The organism is Kitasatospora sp. MAA19, assembly GCF_029894125.1.
Taxonomy (GTDB): domain Bacteria; phylum Actinomycetota; class Actinomycetes; order Streptomycetales; family Streptomycetaceae; genus Kitasatospora.
Window position 1 is genome coordinate 65,084 of sequence record NZ_JARXYZ010000024.1, and the last position, 25,951, is coordinate 91,034.

At 70.7% G+C, this 25,951-nt stretch carries 27 protein-coding genes and 2 pseudogenes; 9 read left to right on the top strand and 20 right to left on the bottom strand.

Annotation, left to right across the window (positions count from 1 at the left end; translation table 11 throughout):
• Nucleotides 1-167 precede the first annotated feature (167 nt).
• The 3 genes from P3T27_RS29180 to P3T27_RS29190 all read left to right on the top strand — a co-directional run bounded on the left by P3T27_RS29180 (nt 168) and on the right by P3T27_RS29190 (nt 2,795).
• A complete protein-coding gene (locus P3T27_RS29180) occupies nt 168-587 on the top strand; it encodes a MobC family plasmid mobilization relaxosome protein (RefSeq protein WP_280683795.1) in 420 nt (139 codons plus the stop codon).
• Nucleotides 584-2,320, top strand: coding sequence for a mobilization protein (locus P3T27_RS29185; RefSeq protein ID WP_280683797.1), 1,737 nt, complete (start codon nt 584-586; stop codon nt 2,318-2,320). Before P3T27_RS29180 ends, P3T27_RS29185 begins: the two co-directional genes overlap by 4 nt.
• 94 nt (nt 2,321-2,414) lie before the next feature.
• The gene (locus P3T27_RS29190) at nt 2,415-2,795 is read left to right on the top strand and encodes a hypothetical protein (protein ID WP_280683804.1); all 381 of its coding nucleotides are present in this window, start codon (nt 2,415-2,417) and stop codon (nt 2,793-2,795) included.
• A gap of 252 nt (nt 2,796-3,047) precedes the next feature.
• Here the strand turns inward: P3T27_RS29190 and P3T27_RS29195 are convergent, their stop codons facing one another.
• From P3T27_RS29195 to P3T27_RS29230, 8 genes are all read right to left on the bottom strand, one after another.
• Nucleotides 3,048-4,238 carry a YncE family protein gene (locus tag P3T27_RS29195; protein WP_280683806.1) on the bottom strand — a complete coding sequence of 397 codons (1,191 nt, stop codon included), beginning with the start codon at nt 4,236-4,238 and terminating at the stop codon, nt 3,048-3,050.
• 152 nt (nt 4,239-4,390) lie between these two features.
• Nucleotides 4,391-4,744: a winged helix-turn-helix domain-containing protein gene (locus tag P3T27_RS29200; protein ID WP_280683807.1), complete on the bottom strand. Its 354-nt coding sequence runs from the start codon at nt 4,742-4,744 to the stop codon at nt 4,391-4,393.
• Between the two features lie 48 nt (nt 4,745-4,792).
• On the bottom strand, nt 4,793-5,023 hold the full coding sequence (locus P3T27_RS29205; RefSeq protein WP_280683809.1) for a MarR family transcriptional regulator: 231 nt from the start codon (nt 5,021-5,023) through the stop codon (nt 4,793-4,795).
• Between the two features lie 113 nt (nt 5,024-5,136).
• Nucleotides 5,137-5,466, bottom strand: a complete 330-nt coding sequence (locus P3T27_RS29210) for an esterase (RefSeq protein ID WP_280683812.1) — start codon at nt 5,464-5,466, stop codon at nt 5,137-5,139.
• Nucleotides 5,467-5,554: 88 nt separating this feature from the next.
• Nucleotides 5,555-5,767, bottom strand: a complete 213-nt coding sequence (locus tag P3T27_RS29215) for a hypothetical protein (protein WP_280683814.1) — start codon at nt 5,765-5,767, stop codon at nt 5,555-5,557.
• 509 nt (nt 5,768-6,276) lie between these two features.
• Nucleotides 6,277-6,639, bottom strand: a complete 363-nt coding sequence (locus P3T27_RS29220; protein ID WP_280683816.1) for a MarR family transcriptional regulator — start codon at nt 6,637-6,639, stop codon at nt 6,277-6,279.
• 120 nt (nt 6,640-6,759) lie between these two features.
• Nucleotides 6,760-7,023 carry a hypothetical protein gene (locus P3T27_RS29225; RefSeq protein ID WP_280683819.1) on the bottom strand — a complete coding sequence of 88 codons (264 nt, stop codon included), beginning with the start codon at nt 7,021-7,023 and terminating at the stop codon, nt 6,760-6,762.
• Nucleotides 7,024-7,054: 31 nt separating this feature from the next.
• Entirely contained in the window at nt 7,055-7,279 is a 225-nt protein-coding gene (locus P3T27_RS29230) for a DUF317 domain-containing protein (protein ID WP_280683821.1), read from the bottom strand.
• Nucleotides 7,280-7,817: 538 nt separating this feature from the next.
• On the opposite strand from P3T27_RS29230, the gene P3T27_RS29235 reads away from it, so the two are divergent.
• Entirely contained in the window at nt 7,818-8,078 is a 261-nt protein-coding gene (locus P3T27_RS29235; protein WP_280683823.1) for a hypothetical protein, read from the top strand.
• A 7-nt stretch (nt 8,079-8,085) separates the two neighbouring features.
• Here the strand turns inward: P3T27_RS29235 and P3T27_RS29240 are convergent.
• A pseudogene (locus tag P3T27_RS29240) lies at nt 8,086-8,637 on the bottom strand (IS5 family transposase); the annotation flags it as partial.
• Nucleotides 8,638-8,888: 251 nt separating this feature from the next.
• Between P3T27_RS29240 and P3T27_RS29245 the strand changes: the two are divergent.
• Nucleotides 8,889-10,091 (top strand): IS110 family transposase, encoded by a 1,203-nt coding sequence (locus P3T27_RS29245; protein ID WP_280683825.1) that lies wholly within the window; start codon nt 8,889-8,891, stop codon nt 10,089-10,091.
• Nucleotides 10,092-10,442: 351 nt separating this feature from the next.
• Entirely contained in the window at nt 10,443-11,198 is a 756-nt protein-coding gene (locus tag P3T27_RS29250) for a hypothetical protein (RefSeq protein WP_280683827.1), read from the top strand.
• On the opposite strand, the gene P3T27_RS29255 is transcribed toward P3T27_RS29250, so the two are convergent.
• The 5 genes from P3T27_RS29255 to P3T27_RS29275 form a co-directional block, all read right to left on the bottom strand.
• A complete protein-coding gene (locus P3T27_RS29255) occupies nt 11,175-13,103 on the bottom strand; it encodes a RiPP maturation radical SAM C-methyltransferase (protein ID WP_280683828.1) in 1,929 nt (642 codons plus the stop codon). The genes P3T27_RS29250 and P3T27_RS29255 overlap by 24 nt on opposite strands.
• A gap of 14 nt (nt 13,104-13,117) precedes the next feature.
• The gene (locus P3T27_RS29260) at nt 13,118-14,002 is read right to left on the bottom strand and encodes a methyltransferase domain-containing protein (protein WP_280683830.1); all 885 of its coding nucleotides are present in this window, start codon (nt 14,000-14,002) and stop codon (nt 13,118-13,120) included.
• A 19-nt stretch (nt 14,003-14,021) separates the two neighbouring features.
• Nucleotides 14,022-15,365, bottom strand: coding sequence for a cytochrome P450 (locus P3T27_RS29265; RefSeq protein WP_280683831.1), 1,344 nt, complete (start codon nt 15,363-15,365; stop codon nt 14,022-14,024).
• A gap of 124 nt (nt 15,366-15,489) precedes the next feature.
• A complete protein-coding gene (locus tag P3T27_RS29270; protein WP_280683834.1) occupies nt 15,490-15,801 on the bottom strand; it encodes a hypothetical protein in 312 nt (103 codons plus the stop codon).
• A gap of 98 nt (nt 15,802-15,899) precedes the next feature.
• Nucleotides 15,900-17,804, bottom strand: a complete 1,905-nt coding sequence (locus tag P3T27_RS29275) for a RiPP maturation radical SAM C-methyltransferase (RefSeq protein WP_280683836.1) — start codon at nt 17,802-17,804, stop codon at nt 15,900-15,902.
• A gap of 764 nt (nt 17,805-18,568) precedes the next feature.
• Between P3T27_RS29275 and P3T27_RS29280 the strand changes: the two genes are divergently transcribed.
• Together P3T27_RS29280 and P3T27_RS29285 are read left to right on the top strand one after the other, a co-directional pair.
• Entirely contained in the window at nt 18,569-18,805 is a 237-nt protein-coding gene (locus P3T27_RS29280) for a DUF397 domain-containing protein (RefSeq protein ID WP_280683838.1), read from the top strand.
• A 113-nt stretch (nt 18,806-18,918) separates the two neighbouring features.
• Nucleotides 18,919-19,890 carry a Scr1 family TA system antitoxin-like transcriptional regulator gene (locus P3T27_RS29285; protein ID WP_280683840.1) on the top strand — a complete coding sequence of 324 codons (972 nt, stop codon included), beginning with the start codon at nt 18,919-18,921 and terminating at the stop codon, nt 19,888-19,890.
• Nucleotides 19,891-19,930: 40 nt separating this feature from the next.
• Here P3T27_RS29285 and P3T27_RS29290 read toward each other — a convergent pair whose 3' ends face one another.
• The 3 genes from P3T27_RS29290 to P3T27_RS29300 all read right to left on the bottom strand — a co-directional run bounded on the left by P3T27_RS29290 (nt 19,931) and on the right by P3T27_RS29300 (nt 21,681).
• Nucleotides 19,931-20,719 (bottom strand): SAM-dependent methyltransferase, encoded by a 789-nt coding sequence (locus P3T27_RS29290; RefSeq protein WP_280683927.1) that lies wholly within the window; start codon nt 20,717-20,719, stop codon nt 19,931-19,933.
• A 221-nt stretch (nt 20,720-20,940) separates the two neighbouring features.
• A complete protein-coding gene (locus tag P3T27_RS29295) occupies nt 20,941-21,360 on the bottom strand; it encodes a hypothetical protein (protein ID WP_280683842.1) in 420 nt (139 codons plus the stop codon).
• A gap of 147 nt (nt 21,361-21,507) precedes the next feature.
• Nucleotides 21,508-21,681 (bottom strand): hypothetical protein, encoded by a 174-nt coding sequence (locus P3T27_RS29300; RefSeq protein WP_280683844.1) that lies wholly within the window; start codon nt 21,679-21,681, stop codon nt 21,508-21,510.
• 523 nt (nt 21,682-22,204) lie between these two features.
• Here P3T27_RS29300 and P3T27_RS29305 point away from each other — a divergent pair.
• Nucleotides 22,205-23,338 (top strand): annotated as a pseudogene (locus P3T27_RS29305) (IS630 family transposase).
• A gap of 57 nt (nt 23,339-23,395) precedes the next feature.
• On the opposite strand, the gene P3T27_RS29310 reads toward P3T27_RS29305, so the two are convergent.
• The 3 genes from P3T27_RS29310 to P3T27_RS29320 form a co-directional block, all read right to left on the bottom strand.
• A complete protein-coding gene (locus P3T27_RS29310) occupies nt 23,396-23,659 on the bottom strand; it encodes a DUF6225 family protein (RefSeq protein ID WP_280683848.1) in 264 nt (87 codons plus the stop codon).
• A 271-nt stretch (nt 23,660-23,930) separates the two neighbouring features.
• Nucleotides 23,931-25,064, bottom strand: a complete 1,134-nt coding sequence (locus P3T27_RS29315) for a DUF317 domain-containing protein (protein ID WP_280683849.1) — start codon at nt 25,062-25,064, stop codon at nt 23,931-23,933.
• 137 nt (nt 25,065-25,201) lie between these two features.
• Entirely contained in the window at nt 25,202-25,861 is a 660-nt protein-coding gene (locus tag P3T27_RS29320; protein ID WP_280683851.1) for a DUF317 domain-containing protein, read from the bottom strand.
• Nucleotides 25,862-25,951: the final 90 nt, after the last annotated feature.

A 25,951-nucleotide genomic window follows, 5' to 3' on the forward strand; every position in this document is an offset into this window, starting at 1 on the left:
AGGCCCGCACCACTCAGGGACCGGAACGTGACCGTGATCAGGCTCCTGGCGGAGCAAGTTGTGGGGTAAGCCATGCTTACCCCGCCACCGCCCCGAACGGGTCGTCGGCACCCTGGTCGGTGGCAGACCCAGGGGGGCCTGCCACCGACCAGGAAGTCGGCCCAGGGGTGCCAGCAGAACAGGAGAGCGCGCCAGCCAGCGCTCGCGCCACCTCGCGCCGCCGCCGTCCCCGCCACGCCACCCAGCGCCGCACCTGCGTCAGCCTGCGCTTCAGCGAAGCCGAGTGGGCCGCAGTCCAACAGGCCGCCGACCACGCCGACCTCGCCCCGGGCGGCTTCTCCGCCGCCGCCACCCTCGCCGCCGCCAGCACCGACCCCAGCGCCGCCGTCGCCGACTACCGGCGCGGCATCCAGGAACTCATGGAGTCCAACCGCCAGCTCGGCGCCGTGGGCAATAACCTCAACCAGCTCGCCCACTACGTGAACGCCGGCGGCCAGCCAGGCACCGAGCTTCGCCAGCTCCTGGCCCGCGTCGAAGCCGCCATCGACGCGGTCGACGACGCCGTCGACTGGCTCATCCGCCGGTGATCCCCAAGATCCGCACCGGCACCGACCGCGCCTTCCCCCTCATTGACTACCTCTTCGGCCCCGGCAAGCACGAAGAGCACACCGACCAGCACCTCGTCGCCTCCTGGAACAACTTCGCCCCCGACCCCGGCCCCAACCCGGAACGGCATCAGGTCGCCAAGCTCGCCAGCCAGCTCGACCAGCCCGTCAAGGCCCTCGGCAAGCAGGCACCGGCCAACAAGATCTGGCACTGCTCACTGCGCACCGCCCCCGGTGACCGGCACCTCGACGACGCCGAGTGGGCCACCATCGCCCGGCGCATCGTCCACGCCACCGGCATCGCCCCCGAAGGCGACACCGCCGCCTGCCGCTGGGTCGCCGTCCGCCACGCCGACGACCACATCCACATCGCCGCCACCCTGGTCCGCCAGGACGGCCGCCTCGCCAACCTCAGCTTCGACAAGCGCAAGGCCCAGGCCGAGGCCCGCCTCATCGAGAAGGAGTACGGCCTGCGCCAGCTCAACCCCGGCGACGGCACCGCCGCCAAGAACCCCACCAGCCAGGAACGCTTCAAGGCCGAACGCATCGGCCGCACCGAGACCCCGCGCGAAACCCTGCGCGAAGCCGTCCGCCAAGCCGTCGCTGGAGCCGACAGCGAGGAGGAGTTCTTCACCCGGCTGCGCGAGGCCGGCCTGCGGGTGAAGCTCCGCCATCTGCCGTCCGGTGACCTCACCGGCTACAACGTCGCCCTGCCCGGCGACCGCAACCGCACCGGCGAGCCCATCTGGTTCCCCGGGGCCAAGCTCGCCCCCGACCTCTCCTTGCCCCGAATCCGCCTCCGCCTCGACACCGCACCCGCCACCCCGGAGCCGGACAACCACCCGGCCCGCACCGGCCGCTCCGCTCCCGCGCGCCGCCGCTGGGACGCCGCTCACGCCGCCGAGCGCGCCGCCGCCGCTCTCGACCAGGACGACGACGAAGCCGCCGCCCAGCTCGTCGGCGCTGGCGAACTTCTCGACGCCCTCGCCCAGACCTCCCCGGCCGTCACCCGCGCCGAACTCCGGGAATCAGCCCGCGCCTTCGAACGCGCCACCCGCAGCCACGTCCGTGCCGAGAATGCCGACATCCGTGCCCTGCGCTCCGCCGCCCGCGGAATCGTCCACGCCGGCGGAGCACTTGGCCGGGGCGAGGACGGCGGCGCCACCGCCATGGTCCTGTCCACTCTCGTCCTGGTCACCCTGGCCGCCGCCCGCTGGCACTCCGCCCGCGGCCACGCCCAGCAGGCCGCCGCCTCCCGCCAGGCCGCCGACCACCTACGCGCCGCCTACCAACAGGCCGCCGCCACCCCCATGCGCACCATGCGCGAGATCGGCCGAGCCCTCCCGGAGGGCGAGCGCCGCCGCCATGACACCACCATCCGCACCGTCCTCGGCGCCGTCGAGAGCCCGAAGGGCCCGGCCCGCGAGCACGACGCCCTGGCCGCCGTCCTCGCCGAAGCCGAGAAGGCCGGCCACGACCCCAAGGCCCTCCTGGAGAAGGCCGTCGACCGGCGGGAGCTGGAAACCGCCCGCAACACCACCGACGTCCTCGTCTGGCGCATCCGCCGCCTCGCCGACCTGCCCGCCAACCCCGAGCGCCCCCGCACGGCGGCCGGCATCCAGGCCCGGACGGGGCCGGAACACGCTCGCACCGTGCAGTCGGCACCGCCCCAGCCGACGGCGGCAGACCAGCGCCGCCCGGCACCACGCCGCTGAACCGGCAACCCGCTGAGCGGCCCTCCCGAAACCCCTCGACACCTGGTTCCACCAGGTGTTACGCAAGTACCCGAGCACCACGAACGGAGAGCCCGTGACCAGAACCACCGAGCACACCATCACCACCCCGGTCCCGACCACCTCCGACCCGCTCCTGCAACTGGAGTACGAGACCCAGACCCCCAACGGCCCGGAGTCCGTCCGCGGTCTGCTGCACCCGGCCGAACTCGCGCTGCGCGGCATGCCGGTGACGTGCTCCGCCTGCCGCGCCCGCCGAGACTGGCTGCTGCTCAACCACCGCCGCAACGTGTGGGTCCGCTGCCGCTGCGGAAAGGAGTGGCTGGAGCCGGAGATCACCCGTAAGGACTTCGACGCCCTGATCGCCAACCCGACCTGGACCCGCCACGCCACCACCGAAGCCGCGCGGGTGGCCCTCGGCTTCGACGGCACTTTCGCCGGCATCTACCTGGATTAACGAGCGGTGTTGCATCGGATGCAACACTCGGCGTGACCGGCGCAGGCCGCTGGCCTGCTGACTTCCGAGGGGGCCGACCGGAGTCGGCCCCCTCGGAAGTCAGCAGGGCCGGTGTGCGTAACCGATGCAACGATGTTGCGTCAGATGCAACGTGCTCGAGCGGTGGATCTCCCGGTGCAGCGCACCTGATGCAGACGGCGGGCGTCGAGGAAGCGCGTGCCGCCGGGATCTGCCGGAGCGCTCGTGTCGCCGTCAGAGCCGGCCGACGGCTACCCCCATGGTGTCGCCGGCGCCGACGGTGATGGGGGTCACCGCGTCGGTCGCGGTGTTGATCGCGAACACCGTCCCCTGGGGTGTCCCGTGGCCGTAGGAGCCAACCACGTAAGCGCTCTTCCCGTTGGGGGTGACGGCCACCTCTGCGGGGAGGAAGTACCTGCCTGACCCGGTGCTCGGCGGGATGTCGCCGATCGGGATGGTTTTGGTGACCGTGTCGGTGGTCAGGTTGATCACGGACACCTTGCCCTGCACGATCTTGTTGTCGACGCCGACCACGTAGGCCCGGCGGCCGTTGGGGCTGATCGCCAGCCCGCCCGTGCCGGCGCCGGAGATGGTGCGGACGACCTTCTGCTTCTTGAGGTTGACCACCGAGACGGCGCCGCTGTCCCCGGACAGGTAGAGGCGCTTGCCGTCAGGGGTGATCGCCATGCCGTTGGCCGCTTCGTTGAGGCGGATGGTGGCGATGACCTGGTTGTCGGCGGTGTCGATCACGGACAGGCTGCCCTTGTCGTCGGTCACATAGAGGCGCTTGCCGTTGGGACTGATCACCATGTGGTCCGGCCTGCTGACCTGGATGGTGGCGGAGACCTGTTTGGTGGCGGTGTCGATCACCGACACCTTGTCCCCGTGGAAGGGGTTCTGGACGGCCACGTAGGCGTGCTTGCCGTCGGGGGCGATCGCTTCCCCGTAAAGGATGTCGGGAGAGAGCGGGGTCTGGTCGTAAGGGATGTTCGTGACGCTCGTCTTCGCGATATTGACCACCGACACGTACTTGAAGGCGTTGGTCACGTAGAGACTGGCGCCGTCAGGGGTGACCTCCACCTCCTCGGGACCGCCGCCGACGGTAGTGGTCCCGAGCCCCTGGACCTTGTTGGTCCTCGTGTCGATCAGGTACACATGGCCGTCGAGGCTGGTGACGTAGGCGTAGACCTGCCGGTGCGGCTTCGGCGGGTGCGGCGCGGCTGTGGCAGGCGCGGGCGCCAGAAGCGCCAACCCTGACGTGATGGCCACCGCGATGGTTCGCCGTACAGCGGATCGCTGAAAGTGCACGTGGACCTCCGGATCGACGTGATGGTCTCTCGCGCCATCAGATGTACCGTGCCACGTGTCCGGTTGTCGGCGAACCAGCAGGTCAATCCCCCGGAAGAGTGCCAGCCTGGGCAGCACACGACGAGGGTGGCACTGGTCCCTCGACCATCACCTTGATCGCACCCAAGGGAATACGGCACGCGAGGAATAAGCACCCTCCGCCGGTATAGGCCAGGCAGCGAGAAGGACCGCCACCCAAGCAGTTCGGTGGCGGTCCTTCTCGCTGCAGGTCAGCGTCCCGGGCCGGGAGGTGATGCTGATGTGGGGAGCTGGTCGGCAGCAACCAGTCGGTGGAGGCTGAGCCGGACAGCGGCCGGGCGCAGGCTGAGCTCGGCGGCGAGAGCCTCCGGCGTAAGACCGGGGTCGCGCCGCAGGTGTTCGAGGACGGCGTGGTCGGTCCGGTCTTCGCTGGCGCGGACGGTGTGGTAGGCGGCCAGCGCGCCGCCGCCGAGGACGAACAGCCCTATGGCGCACACCGTGTACGTGCCGGTCACCGCGGCACCGGTCGCGGTGGCGGCGCCTATCGCGGCGGTGGAGCACCAGGCGATCAGCGGGGCAGGACGGCGGGCCGGGTGGTCGGGCATCGGCTGGTGGTCCTCTCTGTGCCCGTACAGGGGGTGGTTGCCGGCCGGTCAGCCGGAGGCGGGCTCTGCCTGGTTGTCGTGCAGGTCGCTGCGGTGGCCCTGGCCGAGGGGTTTCCAGTCCTGAAAGGTGGAGAGCTTCCAGCGGGGGCGGTCCGGGATGCTGGTGTCGTCGGGGGCGGGCAGGGTGCCGCGGTTTCGGCGGTTGCGGGCGGCGCCGACGCTGATGCCCAGGTGCGCGGCGACCTCGGCGTAGCCCCAGAGCTGTTGGTCGTCGGCCATGCGGGTGTCCTTCCTCGGTGCTTCGGTGACGAGCGTACGCGCCGCTGTGCGGGTGGGCGTACGGCGAGGCCGCCCCGGCCTGGTCGGCGCGGGGCGGCCTTGTGTGGTGGTGTTCAGGAGTCGGCGAGGCGGTTGGCGAGTTCGAGGGCGGCGGTGGCGACGGTGAGGGCGGAGCACAGGCCGGTGACCTCGTCAAGGGTGGGGCGCACCAGGCGGGGCCAGTCGTCGGGGGCGGCGGGCCAGGTGACGAGGTGGACGTCGGTGGTGGCGAGGCCGAGGCGGGCGGTGACGTCCCAGCCTGCCTCGGGGGCCTTCTCCCACCGCAGCAGGATGCGGCCGAAGGGCAGTCTGGACGCGGTGGCCGGGAGCCAGAGGACTTCGATCGGCTGGCCGGGGTCGGCGGGGACGCGGCGGACGAGTGCCCCGCTCGCCCACGGTGGCACGGGGTGCAGCGCGATGCGGTCGAGCGGCTGCGGGCGGGCGCGGCGGCGGGTGGTCGGGATGCGGGTCTCCTTTGGGGAAGGCGGTGATTCAGGCCCAGGCGAGTTCGTCGCGGACGGCGGCGGGCAGGTAGCTGTCCTGGCCGTCCTCGGCGAGGTAGGCGATCCCGTCGTGGACGACGACGTCCGTGCCGATGTAGTGGGCGAAGGCCCAGTCCGGGTTGACGGCGAGGCGCACCCGCAGGTTCGGGTCGACGGTCTGGAGCTGGGCGATCAGGTGGGCGACGGTCAGGTACTGGGGCACGGTTTCTCCTCGGAGTGATGTGGCCTATCGGGTGTCGGGGCGGAGAGGGTGCTGCGGGTCGAGCCGGGAAACCTCACGCGGGTGAGCGCGGTGTCGGTCGCTGGGGAGAACGAGGACGGGTTCGTCGGTGGGCCACGGGTCGCAGCTCTCCCACGGGTAGCCCCGGGTGAGGACGACGGTGCCTTGCGGGCCCTCGACCTCGGGCAGGCCGCAGACGCCGCATCCGCAGGTCGGGTCGTACGGCCCGGGATCTGCCGGGTAGGGCCCGGAGGCGAAGTAGTCAGAGCGGCGGTAGCGCCCCGGTCCGGCGGGTGTGAAGGCGGAGACGACGAGGTCGCCGGGGCGGACCTCGTCGGCGCGGACGATCCGAAGGGCCGGGCTGGCGAGGACGTGGCGGGAGGCGCGGTGTTCGGTGGCGGCGGTGACGATGAGGGGGTGGAAGTCGACGCGGTGGGTGTTCGTGGCGGTGTCCCTCGTGGTGGGGTGCCCCGGGCCGGGGCATCGGTGGTTCAGTCGGCCAGGCGGTAGCAGCGCAGGGGCAGCGGTTCGCCCTCGGCGGCGAGGAGCACCAGGCCGTCGTCGGCCAGGCGGGCGAGGGATCTGGCGACCGCGCCGTCGCGCAGGCCGAGGGCGGTGCCGATCTGGCGCACCCGTGCGCCATCGGGCGATTTGGCGAGCTGGGCGACGACACGGGCGTCGCGACGCAGGCCGCTCTGGTGGACGTCGTCGAAGGCCAGCCGCAGGCCGCTCGCGCTGAGGGCGAGGCCGAGGGCGAAGGCGGCGGACTGCGGCGGGACGGAGAAGGCGTTGGCCAGGCCGAGGGCGGCGATGGCCGGGCCGGGGATACGGGCGAGGTCGATGGTGATCGTCAAGGTGGTCTCCTTCGTCGAAGTGGCGTGCTGGGGTGGCCGGTTAGGAGCGTTGGCGTGGAATGGGCGGGGCTTCGCCGCCGTGAGCCTCGATCAGGTCCCGCACCAGGGCGACCGGGACGTTCAGGAACACGGATTCGGTGGGGTCGCCCTCCTCCGCGCCGGGCTCGAGGTAGTCGCGCCAGCGGGCCCACGGTTCGGGCGCCGGGTGGGGAAACCGACCTCCAGCGTCAGGGCGGGCAGCAGGAACACGTCGGAGGGGTCGGGGGCGAGCACCGAGAGGCAGAAGCCGTCCGCGCACGTGATGTGCGGGTCGGCCAGGGCGAGGCCGAGCGGGTTGCGCGCGGTGCCGTGGGCGATGCGGTGGTCCAGTCGGGGTGTGGGCAACAAGTCCTCCGAAGACGGGAGTTGGCGCAGGTCAGCGGGTGGGGGCGGCGATGAGCGCAGCGAGGAATCCGGCGACGGCCTCGGAGGGGGTGTGGACGCCGAACTCCTGGGTCCACGCGGCGGCGTCGGTGGGCTGGACCTGGATGCGCCACACGATGCCGCGCTTCCAGGCGCCGGGGTCCTCGGGCAGCCAGCCGACGTAGACGCGCCCGTCCGGGCTGGTGCAGTGGACGTTGGCCTCGGGGGTGTCGACCATCGGCCAGCCGAGACCGGCGAGCAGGGCGAGGACCGGCTCCGCGCTGTGGTCGGCGGTGAGTCAGGAGCGGTCTTCGGCGCTCGGGCGGACGGGGGCGGGCAGGAGGCTGCTGGGGGTGTTCACGGGGCCGGTCCCTTCGTTGACCTGCGGTTTCGGCGACACGAGTACTTTGACATGCAGCGTCCCGAAGTTCGTAGTCGTTTCCCGGGTTCGGCACTCTGCCCTGTGTGACTGCGACCGCTACATCGCGAATCCGAACGGCATCTTGCGAGTCACTGGGTCGCCCCGCCCTGACCTGCTGCTTCAGCACCGGCGAGGGGCTTCGGGGCCGTGGACTCGCAAGTTGTCGGTCGCAGAGGCTCGCAAACTACAACTCGCAGCAGGTCCGCGACCTGGGCTTTCGCTTCTTGGGGGCTCGCAACGTATCGGTCGCAGTCACACCCTGGGCGAACCGGGCGGGAATGGATCGGGGCCCCCGGGTGCTGAAGCAGGGTTACGGCGTTGGGCCGTACGGGGTCGAAGGGGGACGGAGGCGTTGGTGCCGAACAGAGGCCGGGACATGGCGGCGCTGGAGCGCAAGATCCGCAGTTCGGGGCGGGCCTGGACGATGGGCGACGGCGCGGTGATCGTTGACGGCCAGTGGGCCGTGCGCACGGTGAGCCGCGCCGAGCGGGAACAGGACAAGGCGGTGGAGGCGAGACTGACGGACGGGCGGCGGGTGGAGCTGAGCCTGGAAGAGCTGGCCCGCATGGTGGGCGCCACCAATCCGGGCGCCCACCACGACCGGGAGCCGAACTGACCGGCGGCTAAGGCCTGTCTGACAAATGATCATCTGGCTGGTTCGCGGAGCCAGAGGATCAGGGAGGCCAGGACGATTCCTGCTCGGTAGCGGTCGACGAGCTTGTCGAACCTGGTCGCGATCGCACGGAACTGCTTGAGGCGGGCGAAACATCGCTCGACCACGTTCCGGTCTCGTAGATCTCCTTGTCGAAGGCGGGTGGCCGGCCGCCGAGGCTCCCGCGCCGCTTGCGGTTGGCCGCCTGGTCGCGGCGCTCGGGGATCGTGGCGGCGATACCCCGGCGCCGCAGCAGGTGGCGGATCGCCCGGCTGGAATACGCCTTGTCGCCCAGCACTCGCGCCGGCGTCGTGCGGGGCCAGCCCGTTGTGACGCGCGGCACGCGGACCCCGTCCTGGACCTCGCCGAAGGCGGTGGCGTCGTTGATGTTGCCGGGCGTAAGTACGATCGACAGCGGCAGGCCCCGGCCGGCCACGGCGAGGTGGACCTTCGTGGTCAGCCCTCCCCGGAACCGGCCGAGGGCCTGGCGCGTCTGCGAGCGGCCCGGATCTTCCAGTTCGTCCCTGTCTGCGGCCCCGTTACCGTTTTCACGGCCCCGCAACGGGGCTCCCGGCCTCCGGGCTCGGTATGACTTGTGGCCCCCGTCGATCATGATCGAAAAGGTGGTGCCGCCGAGTACCGGAGGCATTGGCAGACCGCTGATTTCGGGCTTGAGCGCCGATCCCACACCTGGGTGAGGCAGGCTCTTCGTAACGTGGATGCCGGCACGCTGATGCCGCAGGGCCGGGAAGAAGCGAAGCCTGGGGAGGGGCATTGACCAGCACCGACGGCACCGACGTCTATCTCGGTCTGGACGTCGGCAAGGGTGAGCACCACGCGACCGCACTCACCCCGGCCGGCAAGAAGATCTTCGACGAGGCACTGCCCAACAGCGAGCCCAGGCTCCGTGCGCTGTTCACGAAACTGCAGGCCAAGCACGGGACCGTGCTGGTGGTGGTCGACCAGCCGGCCACCATCGGAGCCCTGCCGCTGGCCGTCGCCCGCGACACCGGCTGCCGCATCGCCTACCTGCCCGGCCTGACCATGCGCCGGATCGCAGACCTCTATTCCGGCGAAGCGAAGACCGACGCCCGCGACGCGCACGTCATCGCGGACGCCGCCCGCACCATGCCGCACACCCTGCGCGACCTGGTGCCGGGCGACGAGACCGTCGCTGAGCTGCAGATGATCGCCGGATTCGGCGACGACCTCGCGGGTGAGTCGACGAGAATCAAGAACCGTCTGCGCGGCCTGCTCACCCAGATCCATCCGTCAATCGAACGCGTCCTGGGCCCGCGACTTGACCACCCGGCGGTCCTTGCCCTGCTCGAACGGCACGGATTTCCAGCCCAGTTGAGGAAGGCAGGCCGGCGGCGACTGATCACACTGCTGCGGCCCAAGGCCCCGCGGGTGGCCGAGCGCCTGGTCGAGGACATCTTCACCGCCCTTGACGAGCAGACCGTCGTCGTCCCCGGGACCGAGGCCGCCGCGCTGATTGTTCCCAGCCTCGCCACCTCACTCACCGCGGTCCTCGACCAGCGCAAACTCCTCGCCGCGAGGATCGAGGAACTGCTGGAGGCCCACCCTCTTTCCCCGGTCCTGACTTCAATGCCCGGCATCGGGGTCAGGACCGCCGCCCGGATCCTCGTCGATGTCGGCGACGCCTGTGCCTTCCCTAGCGCCGGCCACCTCGCCGCTTACGCCGGCCTGGCGCCCGTCACCCGCGCCTCCGGCTCGTCCATCCGCGGCGAACACCCCTCCCGACGAGGCAACAAACAGCTCAAACGAGCCTTCTATCTGGCCGCGTTCGCATCGCTGTCCCAGCCGGAGTCACGCGCCTACTACGACCGAAAACGATGCGAGGGCGAGCACCACGTCGCTGCCCTCGTGGCCCTCGCTCGCAGACGCATCGACGTCCTGTTCGCCATGCTCCGCGACGGCACCCTCTATCAGCCCCCGACGACCGCAGCCGTTTGACGAAGACCATAGGGGCACGTTACCCCCACTGAACCCACTCGGGCGGCCGGAAGTATTCAGGCAGTGGTGCGGCAGTTCGCTCTCGGCTCATGCATCGTCGGCAGCAGCGTACGCTGCTCGGAATTCCTGAGAGGTCACGAAGACCGACCCGCGGGCTGCGTGAGCGGTGCCGCTGGTGATCCGCTTGGAGACTACCTCGGAGGCGTCCCGTAGCTGATCCAACTGGCGGCGCCTGGCGGCCGCCGCGAACTCCCCGGAGACCTCCCGCTGGTCGATGACGCCAGCCAAGGCCACGTCCCAGGCGCAGCTCGTAGGCCCCTCCACCTGCCCGGTTACGCCTGGGTGTTCGACATGGGCGACGGCACCGCCAACGTCGGCCTCGGCGTCCTCGACACCGCCGGCGTCGACCTCGACCGGCGCGACCTGCTGCGCCGCTGGTGCGACCGGCTCCCGCCCGAGTACGGCTACACCCCCGAGGCCGTCACCGAACCCATCCGCGGCTCCGCCCTGCCCATGGGCCTCAACCGCGAACCCCACTACGCGGACGGCCTGTTGCTGGTCGGCGACGCGGGCGGCACCGTCAGCCCCGGCGCCGGCGAGGGTATCGCCTACGCCATGGAATCCGGCCGCTTCGCCGCCGAGACCGCCGTCCAGGCACTCGCCCGCCGCACCGACCGCGGCCGCGAACTCGCCCTGCGCGCCTACCCGCAGGCCCTGCGCTCCGCCTACGCTGGCTACTTCGCGCTCGGCCGGCTCGCCGCCGACCTGCTCGGCCGCCCCCGGCTGCTCGGCGCGGCCGGCGCCGCCGGGCTCGGCAACCCGGCCCTGCTGAAGGTCGTCTTCCAGCTCATGGTCAACCTCACCGAACGCACTCCAAGGACGCCCTCAACCGGCTGCTCCACCTGGTCGAGTGGATCGCCCCCGGCCGGTGACAGCGCGGGCGCAGGACGGCGCCGCCGTCCCGGAGAAGGTGGGGTGCAGAGCGGCGGGCCGGTAGACCCGCCCGCGCTAACCCCACCCGACTCGAACTCCCGTCGGCGCGGGCGTCGGTGGAGGGCGAGGCTCCCGCGTGCGGCCGGAGAGCTACCAGTTCGGATTGATCGGTAGGGCCAGGCCGAGGTACCGGCCCTCGTCCTCCAGCATCAGCCCTTGCTCGGTGAGCCCGGTGAGCACGCGCTGCACGGCGTCCGGTGTCGGGTACGGCTCCGGATGCGGCGGTTCCGGGTGCTGTTCGAGCAGCAGCCGAAGAACTCCCGTTGCCGAACGGGGCGCCGAGGTGCAGGCCTCGTACACCTGGGCTTCCATCCCGCGCAGGGAGGTGGTGCGCGGCGGCGTGCCGTACCGGCAGTCGGTCACGACGAGCCGGTCGGCGCCCCGCTGGTACACGAGGGACGGCACCGACGAGCCCTCCCACCGGCGTTGCCAGGCCAGGACGGTCTCCTTCACTTCTCCGTAGGCCCGCTCGTCCAGGGCGGTGGGGGCGTCGTAGGCGAAGAAGTAGGCGATGGCGTCGTGGTTGACGGTGTCCGGATAGGTGTCGCCGTAGGCGGGGATAGGCCGAACGGCGCGGATGTCGACGGCTTGCGGGTCGGTGAAGTACGGGCTGAAACGGTCCAGCCGGATCCGGCCAACGTAGCCCGGCGGGCACAGGTGGGGGATGAGCCGTATGACCTCGATCTGTCGTCGGTAGTCGTCCGGTTGTTCGCCGGGGAAGCCGAGCAGCAGGTTCCAGGCGACGGTGAGGCCGTAGTAGCGGCCCCACTTGAGGAAGCAGACGTTCTGGAGGGCGGTCGTGCCCTTGCGCATGAGGTGCAGCAGCCGCGTGCTGAGGCTTTCGATCCCTGGTTGGACGATGCGGGCGCCGCCCTGGGCGAGCGTTCGGATCTGTTCGCGGGAGAGGTTCGCCTTGACCTCGAAGAAGAACGTGTAGTCCTTGCGCTGCCGGGCGAGCGGCCCGAACACCTCGCCGATGTAGCGCTGGTCGAGGATGTTGTCGACGGACAGGAACGCGTACGTGCGGTGCCGGCGGGCGAGTTCGTCAATGCCGCGCAGGGCCCGTTCGGGGGATTTGCTACGGAAGGCCATGCCGAGGCCGTTGAGTCCGCAGAAGGTGCAGTGGTGCTTGGCCCCCCACCAGCAGCCCCGCGCCGTCTCGAACGGCAGGCCCACGACCTGCCCGCGGACCACTCGGGGCAGTCCGAGTTGCTGGGCGGTGGTGAAGTAGGTGTCGTAGTCGGGTTCGGGCAGGACGTCGAGGTTGGTGACCTGTGGTGCTCGTCCGGCGAAGCGGACGGCGCCGTCCGGGGCGCGGGTGGCGACGCCGGGTACGGTCGTCGGGTCGCCGTCGTCGGCGAGTGCCCGGACGAGTGCGGGCAGTGCCTCGTCGCCCTCGCCGATGACGGCGTAGTCGATCCAGGGCAGGGCCCGTACGTATTCCAGGCCCATCTCGTCCTCGAAGTTGGCGCCGCCGAACACCGTGACCAGGGAGGGGAATTCCTCCTTGAGGCGCCGTGCCAGCGCGAGCGCGGCGCAGTTCTGCTCGAAGATCGAGGAGAAGCCGACCACGTCGAAGGCGGACCAGTCGACTCGCCGAACGCACTCCTCGACGAACCCCGGCAGCACCCGCTCCCGCAGGTCCAGCAGGAAGTCGACGTCGCACCCCAGTTCGGCGCACACCTCGCGGATCTCGGACGGATGGTGGGCGGTGTACCGCGCGTGGGCCGGGGCCAGCTCCCGGAAGGCGGCCGGGGCGAACAGCCATTCACCGAGGAGCACGTCCCGGGTGTGGCAGAGGGCCTCGTAGCGCTCCCAGCCGATGGCCGCGCCGAGTTCGAGGTTAAAGTAGAACGACTCGGCCCGGACGCCGTCCAGGCCGAGGACGGCCCGCAGCAGGCCGAGCTGGATCGAAGGGCGGCGCGAGGACGCGAAGGGCATGTTGACGAGGGCGAGCCGGATCTGGCGCCTGGCGGCCGGTGGGTCGAGGCGGACCTGCTCCGGGTGGACGTGTGCCATGGATGGGCTCCGGTTCAACGGGTCGCGTGGGCGATGACGGTCGGCGCGGTGAGGCGGAGGACGCCGTCGTACTCGTACCGTCGCAGGGCGGCCACGGCTTCCTCGGCGACCTGTCGGCGGGCCTCCGGTGCCAGACGGTCGAGCATCGGCCGCAGGTTCCAGGCGTGGTCGGGCAGGGCCTGCCAGAAGTCCTCCGCGGTGCCAGGCCACGGGCACGGCGCCGCGAGGGTCCGCGCCTGGACGTCGCGGAATCCGGTCGCGGTGAGCAGGGCGCCGAGGGTGTCGGGGACGGCGAATCCGTAAGGGTCGGGCAGTGCCGGTGCCGGTGGTCCAGGCGGGGTGTGCCGAAGGATGACGGCGATGGTGGCGCGGACGGCCGGGGTCGCGCGCGGCGGTCCGAGCGCGGTGAGGACGATCCGGCCGCCAATCCGCAGCACCCGGTGCGCCTCGGCGAGGGCCCGGCCCGGATCGGGGAAGTGCATGACGGCGTTCCGGCAGGTGACGAGGTCGAACGACGCGTCGGAGAACGGCAGCCTCTCCGCGTCGGCGACGCCGAAGATGATCGCCGCGCCGGCCTTCGCCGCGGCCTCCCCGGCGTAGCCGACCATCTCCGGGACCAGGTCCGTCGCGACGACGCGGCCGGACGGCCCGACCAGCGGGGCCAGGGTGAGCGCCGGCTCCCCCACGCCGCAGGCGAGGTCGAGCACCCGCATGCCGGGCCGTGGCCGGGCGGCCTCGACGACGGCGCGGGTGACGGCGGCGCCGGCGGTGCTGAACTCGCGTCGCCAGCGGTGCCATCCGCGGGCGACGTCCCGGTAGCCGTCGGCCACCATCGCCTTCTGCGCGGCCGTGCGGCCGGAGGGGGCCGGGGTCGTCGGCGGAAGCGGCCCTGCTGTCATCTGGCACCGTCCCTCCGGGTCAGAACGCCACGGGCAGCGTCGAGAGACCGTGGATGTTGATCTCCTCCCGCCACACCAGTGGTGCGGCGGTGTCGAGTTGCAGGCCCGGGAGCCTGGTGAGTGTGGCCTCGATCGCGGCGTGCACGATCCGGCGGGCCAGCGTGGCGCCCGGGCAGGCGCGCTTGCCGAGTCCGAACGCGATGTGGGGGTTCGGCGACCGGTCGGGTGTGAACCGGTCCGGCGCGGGGAAGCGGTCCGCGTCGCGGTTCGCGGCGGCGATGAGCAGGATGACGGGGGCGCCCTGCGGCAGGTGGACGCCGCCGATGACGGTGTCCTCCCGGACGACCCGCGACAGGATGGGCGCCGTGCCTTCGTGCCGCAGCATCTCCTCGACGGCGGTCGGGAGCCGGTCCGGCCCGCGGAGCAGGCGCTGCGCTGGCAGCGGTTGCCGCAGCAGGGTGTTCAGCCCGAGCGTGATGGCGTGGGTCACGTTCTCGTGCAGGCCCAGGATCAGGTTCGCGGCGACGAGCACCCGCTCGTCGTCGGTGAGCCCGTCGACGGCGAGCAGCGCGCTGAGGGCATCCGGTCCGGGCCGCGCGCGCCGCCGAGCGAGGAGGTGCGCGAGACAGCTGATCAGGCTGTCGACGGCGGCTTCGCCGTCGGCCATGGCCGCAGTGCCGCTGAATCCTTCGCTGAAGGTGTGGACGATGTCGTGGACGTCACGGCCGAAGTGCGAGCGGTCCGCCGCCGGGATAGCCAGCAGCTCGGCGCCGACGACGGCCGGCAGCGGGTGGGCCAGGTCCGCGACGAGGTCCATGCGGTGCCGGGCCACGACCGGGTCGATCAGCCCGTGGGCGATCGATTCCAGCCGGGCGGGCGGCAACTGGTGACCGGCGGTGGCCAACGCCCGCATCATCGCGCGGCGCAGGCGGGTGTGCTCGGGCGGATCGATCTCGTTCAGCAGCCGGCCGAGGAACCGGGTGACCTGCGCGATGCCGGCGTGCTCGGCCGGCGGGACGTTGGCCAGGACGGTTCGGTAGCCGGTCCGGTGGGACAACCGCGGGTCGCGCAGCGCGGTCACGACGTCCGCGTACCGACAGACCACCCAGGACTGCATGGTCTCGCTCCAGTGCACCGGATGCTCGGCCTGCAGCCGGTGGTAGTGCGGGTACGGATCCTCGTGGACCCCGGGCAGGAACGGGTTGTACTGCAGTGGTGTCCGCTCGACCACCCCGGCGGCCCGCAGCAGCGACTCGATCGCCTGCCGTTCGCCCGCCGGAAGGTCGGTCTGCAGGGCGCGCAGCTTGCCGAGAACACGGCCGATGTCGGTCATCGCGAGGCCGGAATGCGTCAGTTGGGCCATCGGGACTCCTCTCCCGCACGTCCGGCCCGGGCCTGGGCGAGGGGCCGGGGTCGGTGGTCGCGCGCAACCCTGCCCCGTGCGGCGCGCCGGTCGACGGACCGCACGGGGCAAGGCCGGTCGATTGTCAGAACATCACGGTGCCGGTCACGCCGATGGTGCTGCCGGCGAAGGCCGAGCCGGGCCTCAGCCGGTCGAACTGCGCGATGCCGAGCGAGTCGTCGAGCTGCGCGCGGAATCCCGGCTGCGCCGCCGGTGTGAGTTCCGCCGGGTCCGCGTTCGCGCTCTGCGTACCGGCGGACGCGGCCCGGCCGAGGAGCCACTGCAGGACGTTCTGCTCGCCCGGCGGCAGCCCCTTCGCAAAGGACTCGAGCTTCTGGCTGACGGCGTCGATGTCTTCCGCCGTGACCTTGACTTGGCGGACATTCGGATCGGACACGGGTTCCTCCTTCGACGGGCCTCTCTACGGACGATGTAGGGGGGTGATGGGTTGTTCGGTTCCGGCTGGGGGTCGGTACCGCGCGGACGCCGGTCCGTTCACCAGTTGGGATTGATCGGCAGCGCCAGACTCAGGTACCGGTCGTTCTCGCGCAGCATCAGGCCGAGTGCGGTGAACTCGTCCAGTGCCGCCTGCACGGCGCCCCGGTCGGCCTCGACGTCCGACGCCTCGCCGACCAGGTCGACGATCCGGGACGCGCTGTGTTCGGCGGGCGTGCAGCACTCGTAGACCGCGGCCGCGAGTTCATCGAACGAGAGGACCTGCGCGGGACCGGATCCGCGACCGTCGGTGACGGTCAGCCGGCCGGCACCTCGCTGGTAGACCAGGTAGGGCGGCTGGTCGCTCGCCCACCGCTGCTGCCAATCTTCAAGGTAGCTCGCCAACTCCTCGTGCGCAGCCGCTGGCACGGTTTCGACCGCGTCGTAGGAGAAGAAGTAGGCGATGCGGTCGAGCTCGACGGCGTCCGGATAGACGAAGGCGTAAGCCTGCTCGGGCCGGACGTTGACGATGCCCAGCTCGGCTCGCTGCGTGAAGTTGGGGCTGAACCGCTCCAGCCAGATCCTGCCGAGCGACTCGGGTGGCTGCAGGTGCGGGACCAACCGGGCCGTCGCCAGCTGCTGTTCGTAGTCCTCGGGCCGCTCGCCCGGGAACCCCACCAGGATGTTCCAGTGCATGCTGACCCCGTGATAGCGGCCCCACTTGAGGGCGCGCACGTTCTGGACGGCCGTGGTGCCCTTGCGCATCAGCTGCAACACGTGCGTGCTCAGGCTCTCGATGCCGGGCTGCAGGTGGCGGACGCCGCCCCGGGCCAGTCGCCGGATCTGCTCGTGGGAGAGGTTCGCCTTGGTCTCGTAGAAGAAGGTGTAGTCGCGCCGGAGTTCGGCGAGCCGGTCGAAGACCCCCTCGATGTAGTGCAGGTCGACGATGTTGTCCACGGCGACGAGTTGGTAGACCGCGTAGCGTTCGGCGAGTTCGTCGATGCCGCGCAGGGCCCGTTCGGGGGATTTGCTGCGGAAGGCCATGCCGAGGCCGTTGAGTCCGCAGAAGGTGCAGTGGTGCTTGGCCCCCCACCAGCAGCCTCGCGCCGTCTCGAAGGGCAGGCTGACCCGGTGGCCGTTCGTGCCGGCGGGCAGTCCGAGTTGCTGGGCGGTGGTGAAGTAGGTGTCGTAGTCGGGTTCGGGCAGGACGTCGAGGTTGGTGACCTGTGGTGCTCGTCCGGCGAAGCGGACGGCGCCGTCCGGGGCGCGGGTGGCGACGCCGGGTACGGTCGTCGGGTCGCCGTCGTCGGCGAGTGCCCGGACGAGTGCGGGCAGTGCCTCGTCGCCCTCGCCGATGACGGCGTAGTCGATCCAGGGCAGGGCCCGTACGTATTCCAGGCCCATCTCGTCCTCGAAGTTGGCGCCGCCGAACACCGTGACCAGGGAGGGGAATTCCTCCTTGAGGCGCCGTGCCAGCGCGAGCGCGGCGCAGTTCTGCTCGAAGATCGAGGAGAAGCCGACCACGTCGAAGGCGGACCAGTCGACCCGCCGAACGCACTCCTCGACGAACCCCGGCAGCACCCGCTCCCGCAGGTCCAGCAAGAAGTTGACGTCGCGGTCCATCGCCCGCAGGTGCTCGCCGAGATCACCCCGCAGCGCCTCCACGTAGCCGGAGGCGTCGTGCGCGTCCGCGCGGAAGGCGGCGCGGGAGAAGAGCCACTCGCCGAGCAGGAGGGTGCGGTCGTTGCACAGGACCTCGTAGAGGTCCCAACCGAGCGACGCGGCCAGGTCCAGGTTGAAGTAAAGCGACGTCGCGGGGACACCGTGCCGTCGCAGCACCGCTGTCAGCAGCCCGAGCTGGATCGAGGGACTGCGCGCGGACGTGAAGGGCATGTTGACGAGCGCGACGCGCGGTGCCGTCCCCTTCGGCCGGGGCGGCCCGACCGGCCACAGGGTCTCGTCCATCGGTTTCTCCCGCACGGCTCGTCGTGGTCACGTGGATCGACAGGCTCTGGCGAGTTCCTTCACCCCGACGCCAGGCGGCGCGCCACGGAGGCAGGTGGTCGACCACCCGCGGCCGACAACGGCCGCCTCCATCGTGTGGCAACGTCTCACCACAGCGTAAGTGCGGACACCGGTCACCGCCCGGGACGCACCCCGCTCGGCGCCCGTCCGGAGGTGGTGCGGATCGCGGACTACGCCCGCCGCCGAGCCGGCCGGTGACAGGCTGCGCGGTGGGGCGGGGAGCGGCCTAACCTGGAAGGGCGCGTACGGTGCGTGGCCTGCGGGCCTGCGGGCCTGCGGGCCGGTGTGCCCGTGGGCCGTCGACGGAAGCGGTGGCCATGACGGTGATCTCGGCGGCTCCGTTCTACCGACTGGCGGCCCGGGCTGCCCGGTGGGGCCGCGCTGCTACGCGAGTGCGCCGCCCGGGGTTGGACGGTGGTGCTGACCGGGCCGGGGCCGGCCGGGGTGCCTTAGCGATTCGCCGCCTTCATACGGGTTCCACGATGAAGCGCCGATGGATGCGATCATAGTTCCGTCATAGATGTGCAAACTTCACCGGCATTCACTCGATCGTGTAGTGGCGTTTTCCGCCAGCAACGAGGAATGATTCTTCTCGCTCGGCCCGCGAAATCCCGTGCGGGATTTCGCGGGCCTCCCGACAGGGGCTTCCCATTAATATGATCAATGGGAGTGGGGTGTCGTTCGATCATGAAAGAGGGCTCACGATGGAGATCTTCAACGGCATGGCGGCGGACACCATCAAGGCCAAGAGTCCATGGCAGAAGGCCAGGCGCAGCGTGAGCAACGGGTCCTGCGTGGAGTTGCGCTCGCTGGACAACGGTGAGGTGGCGGTCCGAAACAGCCGGCACCAGGGGGGTCCGGCCCTGGTTTTCACTCGCGCCGAGATCTCTGCCCTGTTGGACGGTGCCCGTAACGGGGAATTCGATCATCTGGCGGTTTGATCTTCAGCGGACGACGGATTCCCGTCTTAGCTGATTGATGTGACGGCCGGGCCCCCTTCGTGCGAAACTCATCCGGTTAGCTCAAAGGTTGGGATAAAGCACCTGGGGGGCCAATGGCCGTCGACACATTCATTTCTGGCCGCGGGGGCGGCGCGGACCGGCCGTGGGCGGAGGCAGGCCTGCTCCTGGGCGCCCACCTGGAGGTCGCGCGCGGGCGCCGCACGCAGAGCGAGGTGGTGGAGGCGACTAACAAGCGGGTCAGCACGTCGTACTACAGCCGTCTTGAACGCGGCGAGGTGCGGATCGACAAGCCGCACATCGTGTCCATCATCCTGGACGCCCTGAAGGTTGCGCCGGGCACCCACCACGACCACCTGACTGCCCTCGCGTTCGCCGCGTCGAAGGAGGGCTGGGCGTCGAGGTTCCGCAGCGGGCACCGCGAGGTGGTGCCCGACTCGATGCTCCGGCTTACCTCGTTGGAGGAGTCAGCTACCGAATTCTTCGTGGTGGATCGCAATGCGATCCCCGGCCAGCTCCAGACCGAGGCGTACTCCAGGCTCGTCACCCGTTACACCCTGCCGGCCAGCCTGAGGGACGCCGGTCTGCAGGAAGTGGTCGTCGGTCTGCGGGCCGAGCGCCGTACCCGGTTCGCGGGGCGGCTGATCACGGATCAGCCCAAGGGTCGGTTCTTCATCGAGGAGGCTTTGCTCTACGCGGACTTCGGCCACCCGGAGGTGCTGATCGACCAGCTGCAGGAGCTGCTCGGCCTCGTGGAGAACCGGGCCCTGCCGGTCGGCATCCGGGTGATGACCGCGCGGGCTCCCCTGGCCGTCCCGGTGAGCACCCTTGCCCGTCTCGGGTTCCGCAAGGAGCTCGCGGACGCGGTCCCCGACGTCATCTACAACGAGGCGGGCCGCACTGCGTCCTTCCACCGCGGCTCGCTCCCCGGGGTCAACGAGGTGGCCGACCCCGACTACGTGGACCTCGACGATCTCATCGACAACGTGCTCATGAGGGCTCCCGGTTACCGCGACAGCCGCCGGCTCATCGAGAACGCCCTGATGGAGGCCCAGCTCCGCCTGTAGTAGCAGAGCCGGGCCCGCGAAACGGGCGGGCGCGTTCGGGTCAGACGACCCGGGCGAGCCCGCCGAACTCGATCCACTCCAAGGTCGCCTGCCGGGCGGGCGCCTGAGCGTCGGGATACCAGTCGGTGACGTCCACCAGGCCGGGGGGCTCGACGACGAGCCTGTCGATTTCGAAGAAGCCGCGGACGTCGGCCTCTGTGCGCACGCGCCCCCACTTGCCGCCGGTCTGCTGCTGCATCAGCTCGGTTACGGTGTCGCGGACGGTGGCGTCGTCGCTGACCAGTTGACAGACCACCACGACGCTGCCCGGGGCGAGCAGGCTCACCATTCGTTCGATGATCGCCTTCGGGTCGCCGTTGTCCCGGTCGGGGACGCAGTGGAGTACGGAGACGAAGAGTGCGGCAACCGGCTCGGCCAGGTCGATCCTGCCTTTCAGGCTGGCCACTATCGCGGGCGTGTCCGCCATGTCGGCGTTGAGGATCACCGCGTTCGGGCTCTCGTCCAAAACGGCTCTGCCGTAGCCGAGGACCATCGGATCGTTGTCGACGTACACCACGCGCGCGTCCGGATGGATGGCTTCGGCGACCTCGTGGACGTTGCTCTGGGTGGGCAGGCCCGAGCCGTGATCGATGAACTGCTTGATCCCGTAGGTTTCGGCGATGTGCCTGACCACACGGATCAGGAAGCTGCGGTTGTTGAGCGCCAGTTCACGGCTGCTCGGTGCGGTCTTCAGCAGCTCCTCGACCGCCCTGCGGTCGGACGGGTAGTTGCGGTTTCCTCCAAGCAGGAAGTCGTACATGCGAGCCGCACTTGGCCTGGCCCTGTCAATAGGCTCTTGCCAATCGTTGGCTTCGTTCCGGTTCACCCGCTACCCCCTGCGTGATGCGAACTTCAGTGCCAACGATCAAGTATGACGCTGCGTCATAATATGCCGTGATCCGAAGTGTCGAAACCACACGTGAGGGTGAAGGCGGTTAAGACATGGCAAAGAGCCTGGCCAACCGGAGCATTCGGGGCCGGTTCGCCAGGCTGTCGGGTCGGTCGACGGTGTCAGGCGCCCCCGATGGAATCGCGGCCGGTCCGCCAGCGACGGGCGGCCTTCAGCTGGACGTGGACGGCGGGTTCATCCAGCCCCATCAGTGCGGCCGCGGCGGCCGGTTCCAGGCCGAGGAACTCGTGCAGCAGCGCGGCATCGGCGGCCCGGGCAGGCATGACGCGGTGGAGGGCATCCGAAGGGGAGGTCGGCGCATTCTTGCAGGCCACGGAGACGGCCTCGCGCAGGGCCCGCCAGGTGAAGGCCGCAGGATCGTCGCGCAGCGCCCACGCCCAGTCTGCCTCCGCCCTGCGCAGAACGAGCGCGACGACCTGCTCGGCGAGGCCGGCGTCGCCCAAGCGCGCCCGCGCGTACATCTCGTAGTGACCGTAGTGCAGTTCAACGAACGCGGCGTAGCCGACAGGGGTTAGGGACACGAGGGCTCCGTTCGGCGTCGATGTCGGGAGGAACGCGCCCGGCCGCAGCAGGGGGGCGCGAAGGCGCGCACAGCGGCGCGGAAGAGGGTGGGCGCGGCGGCCGGTCCGGGTGCCCTTATGTGCCCGGACCGGTTTGCGAGGGCGGGCTCAGAAACCGCGGACCCAGATCCAATCGAAGCCGGTATTGCGGCACATCCTCAGTACACCGAGGATCAACGCCGTGCGCGCCCACTCCGCCTCGACGGGCGACAGAACCGCCCACGTGAGCACCAACGGGGCGAGGGCTGCGTGCAGTTGCACCGCACCGCGGATGGCGCGCACTCCGCGCAATCCCGCGAAGGGGCCGCTGCCCCTGCTAGCGTGAGCAAACACCTCGGGCAGAGCCCGTCCAGGAGCAGGTCGGTCGTACATAGGTAGGCGTACCTCCATGGCTGGCCTGACAGCCTCGTCCGGTGGTGATGACACCGGGCGAGGCAACCCCCGTGTGGGGTAGGGCCGTTGCGAAGAAACGTAGCGCGCCGACCGGTCGTCGGTCTCCCTGGAAGGCCCCACGCAATCCTCCCCGTTTAGCCGGACACACTGACGCTGAACAGGGAACCGGTTCCGCGTCAAACTGATCAAAAACGGTCACGGGAGGGTGCCGCCCCGAAGCCCCGGTTCTTCTCTGAGAATCCGATTACCGTCGCCGGCCCGACGGTGATCTGCGAACACTCGGGGCCTGCCAGTAGCGCGCGCGGCAAGATCCGAAAGAGGGGCCCTAGTGCCGCATCAGGCAACGTTGGCCCTCTTCTGACGAGTCGCCCGGCTGCTACGGTCGGTGGCGCCGGGCGGTCAGAATGATCACGTGGCTGAACGCGTGAGAGTGCGGGACATCGATGACGACGAGGGCAGGCGCCTGCTGCGGATCGTCCGCAGAGGCACCGGGTCGGTGGTGACCTGGCGACGGGCCCAGATGGTGCTGCTGTCCGCGCAGGGCATGCCGGTCGCGAAGATCGCGGAGGTGACGTTCACCAGCGCGGACCGGGTCCGCGACGTGGTCCACAACTTCAACGCGGACGGCTTCGACTCCCTCTACCCGAAATACAATGGCGGCCGCTCAAGGACGTTCACGCTTCCGGAACGCCGGGAGATCAAGAAGATCGCCAAGTCCAAGCCGGCCGAGCACGGCCTGCCCTTCTCGACCTGGAGCCTGGCCAAGCTGGCCGACTTCCTGGTCGCCGAGGGGGTGGTCGACGACATCAGCCACGAGGGCCTTCGGGTCCTGCTCCGCGAGGAGGGCGTCTCCTTTCAACGCGTGAAGACCTGGAAGACCTCCCGCGACCCGGACTACGCGGCCAAGAAGGCCCGCGTCGAGCACCTCTACGCGATCGCCGACGGCGAGGTCATACCCGAGGAAGGCGAGCCCGAAGTCATCTTCTGCATGGACGAGTTCGGGCCGCTCAATCTCCAGCCCCACCCAGGCCGGCAGCGGGCCGAACGCGGCGGCCGGCACAGGGATCCCGACCGCGAGCCGCGACCGCGCCGACGGGCGACCTACACCCGCCCGCACGGGGTCCGGCACCTGTTCGCCGCCTACGACCTGGCCAAGGACCAGCTCTACGGCCACATCAAGAAGACCAAGAACCGCTCCAGGTTTCTGGAGTTCTGCCGCTACCTGCGCTCACTGCATCCGATAGACACGCGCATCGCGATCGTCTGCGACAACTACTCGCCGCATCTGACGACGAAGCGATGCCAGCGGGTCGGGACGTGGGCGGCGGCGAACAACGTGGAGATCGCCTACACCCCGACCAACAGCTCCTGACTCAACCGGATCGAGGCCCAGTTCACCGCCCTGCGCTACTTCGCCCTCGACGGCACCGACCATCCCAGCCACAAGGCCCAGGGCAGCATGATCCGCCGCTACATCATCTGGCGGAACAAGCACGCCGCCGACGAACGCCTACGAGCAGTGGTCAACAGGGCGAACGTCGCCTGAGCTGCCATCGCGCCAGGACCCCGGTCACCCTTCGGCTCCCGGCTCGACCGGGCGGACTTACCACTCGGAGTAGAAGTCCGCTTGCAGGACCACCTCGTCCTGTCGGAGGTAGTCGGCGTCATGTAGGACGACTCCGCTCACCACAAAGTGGCTGACGCCCGAGTCGACCGAGTCGCGCATCTCACCCGACCGCGGACGCAGCGGCACATCGATCCGCAGCGGAGCATCGGCAGGCAATTCGCTGAGAGCTTTGCGCAGTTCCCCGACCGTCAGCTCCACAGTTTCATGGCGGTAGCTCTTCATCTCCATGTCATCAGCCATGCGTCACAGGATAGGAGCAGATGACCTTGCCCAATCGGCGTCGGTCAGCTCTGCCCAACCGCCACACCGACAGGGCAAAGGTTGCTTGATGCGGCACTAGCTGTTCTGACCCGTGAGGTTGGGGACGCGGCTGGCGGGGCGGGCTGGCTTGCGGGCGACCCGAGGGGGCGGGGCGCCTGCGAGGTGCGGGCGGTGGCGGCCCGCACGCGCTCGGTGTCGGGGCCAGCTTCGGCCTTGAGCGCGAGTTCGCGGGCGTCGACGACGTGGCGGATCATCTGTAGGGCGGCGTTGCTCTCCGCGTAGGCCTTGCCGAGGCGGTGATCCGGTCGAGGTCGTAGAAGGCGGGGACGTGACCGGGCCGGGTGAGGGCGTGCAGCCGCTCCTGGTGCACGGCAATGGAGTTGGAGACGACGACGAGGAGGGACCGGTGGTGCATGGCCGAGCGCAGCATCGGGTCCTCGACGGGCATACGGGGTGCGGCCTTCTCCAGCTCGGCGATCGGGCGTCCCCAGGCTTTCTCGATCATCGCGTCCGCGTGGTCGAGGGCGGTGGCGTCGGACACGGCGTCCTCCAAGGGGTTCGTGGGCGTCAGCGGGCAGGGCCGGCGTGGGCGACCCGTGGCGGTGCCGGCGGGCGGGTCGAGGTGGTGTAGGCGAGCGCGGCGGCGGGGGCCGCGGGTCATGGCGGTGGAGCGGGCGGTGGCGGCGCGGACGCGCGCGACCTCCAGCGGGCTCGGCGCGGTGGGCGTCGCGAGGGCGCTCGCGGGCAGGCGGGCAAGCTCGTCGCGCCGCAGGTACCGGTGCACCGGGGACGGGTCGAAGGCAGCGGCGGTGAGTGCCTCCAGCAGCGGTGCGGGCACCTGCGAGGAGGCGCTGGCGTACCAGCGGCGCTGCGGTGGTCCCGATTCGAAGAGCCACCGTTCCTTGGTTTCGTCCATCTCCTCGGCGTGTGACAGGAAGCCGGGGCGCGTCGACCGGGTGACGAGCTGATCGGGGCTCCGGAGGACGATGGGGTCCACCCACCGTCCGGCCACCCGGCGTGGGGCGGGCTGGCCGGCGCCGAGGTAGGCGTCGGGGCCGCGGGTGCAGGCGTTGGCGAGGGCGGTGGTGAAGTCCTGGACGATCTCGGTGGGCACGCGGTCGTCGAAGGTGACCAGCCAGCTGGGGACGGTCGGCTCCGGACCGGCGCTGATCTTCCAGAGCGTGGAGTCCCGGCCCTCGGGCAGGAACATCAGGCGGGGCGTCAGGTCCGGCGCGGTGACGTAGGCGTTGCCCAGGTCGTCGTTGGTGGCGGCCCACCTGGCCTCGATCAAGGGGGTGATGGCCTCGGCGGCGTCGGCCTTCGTCCCTGCGAGGTAGCGTGGTGAGACGCGGTACTCCCGGGGCTTTTCGGGGGTGTACGGCATGGAGTTCCTCCATGGGGGTCAGCGCCGGCGGGCCCCGCCGGTCGTCGGCATCGCGGCGGCCGGGACGGCGGGGCCTGGCGGTGGGCAGGCGTGTGGACGGCGGTCCGGGGCCGGGGGACGGCGGGCGGTACTGGCGGTCAGGCGTTCCACGGGCTCGGGGGAGCTGAAGGCGAGGGCGGCGCACACGAGCGGGTAGAACGGCACGCCACTGGTGAAGTCCGCACGCCAGGCAGGGCGTTGAGGGGTGCCAGCGAGCATGCTCCAGGCCGGCGGGGCCAGGCCGGCGGGGCCAGGCCGGCGACCTCGGCGTCGGCGGGCTGGTGTCCGACGCGGTGTCGGTAGACGGCACTGCCGTCTGGCGCGACCTGGTCGTGGAAGCCCTTCGGTCCTTGGGCGGGCCGCCAGCCGCGGTCGGCGAGGACGGACGCAGGCGTGCCGGGCCGGTGGTTCGGCCCGCCGTGCAGGTAGTCGCGGTGTCCGCTGCGCAGGCCGTCGACGAGGACGGTGGTGAAGGCGGCGGTGATCTCGGCGGGCGTGCCGGAGCCGAACAGCGCACGCCACAGCGGCTCCGAGCCGGCGGAGGTGTAGCCGTGGACGCTCCAGATCCCCGGGCGGTCGGGCGGGCCGGAGCCGGTGATGACGGCGATGCGGCAGGGGCTGGTGAAGCGCACGCCGCCGTCCGGCGTGCGGGCGCGGCTCCAGCCGGGCGCTGCGGCCAGCGGGCCGGTGACGAGCCGCTGGTCACCGGGGCCGGCGAGCCGCAGCGGCTGAACGAGCAGAGGGGCGGCGGAGGACACGGGGCTCCTGAACGAGGCTGGGAGCGGGCCTGCACACCGCCACGGGCGGTGAGGCGGTGCGCGGACCCGGGGCGCTGAGGTCGTGGAGCC

Coding starts and splice junctions, on each gene's coding strand:
- P3T27_RS29280 (WP_280683838.1), top strand. CDS start 18,569: ATGGAGATCTTCAACGGCATGGCGGCGGACACCATCAAGGCCAAGAGT.
- P3T27_RS29250 (WP_280683827.1), top strand. CDS start 10,443: ATGGGCGACGGCACCGCCAACGTCGGCCTCGGCGTCCTCGACACCGCC.
- P3T27_RS29265 (WP_280683831.1), bottom strand. CDS start 15,365: ATGGCCCAACTGACGCATTCCGGCCTCGCGATGACCGACATCGGCCGT.
- P3T27_RS29200 (WP_280683807.1), bottom strand. CDS start 4,744: ATGCCCGACCACCCGGCCCGCCGTCCTGCCCCGCTGATCGCCTGGTGC.
- P3T27_RS29205 (WP_280683809.1), bottom strand. CDS start 5,023: ATGGCCGACGACCAACAGCTCTGGGGCTACGCCGAGGTCGCCGCGCAC.
- P3T27_RS29260 (WP_280683830.1), bottom strand. CDS start 14,002: ATGACAGCAGGGCCGCTTCCGCCGACGACCCCGGCCCCCTCCGGCCGC.
- P3T27_RS29315 (WP_280683849.1), bottom strand. CDS start 25,064: ATGCCGTACACCCCCGAAAAGCCCCGGGAGTACCGCGTCTCACCACGC.
- P3T27_RS29285 (WP_280683840.1), top strand. CDS start 18,919: ATGGCCGTCGACACATTCATTTCTGGCCGCGGGGGCGGCGCGGACCGG.
- P3T27_RS29275 (WP_280683836.1), bottom strand. CDS start 17,804: ATGGACGAGACCCTGTGGCCGGTCGGGCCGCCCCGGCCGAAGGGGACG.
- P3T27_RS29230 (WP_280683821.1), bottom strand. CDS start 7,279: ATGGTCGACACCCCCGAGGCCAACGTCCACTGCACCAGCCCGGACGGG.
- P3T27_RS29255 (WP_280683828.1), bottom strand. CDS start 13,103: ATGGCACACGTCCACCCGGAGCAGGTCCGCCTCGACCCACCGGCCGCC.
- P3T27_RS29310 (WP_280683848.1), bottom strand. CDS start 23,659: ATGGCTGATGACATGGAGATGAAGAGCTACCGCCATGAAACTGTGGAG.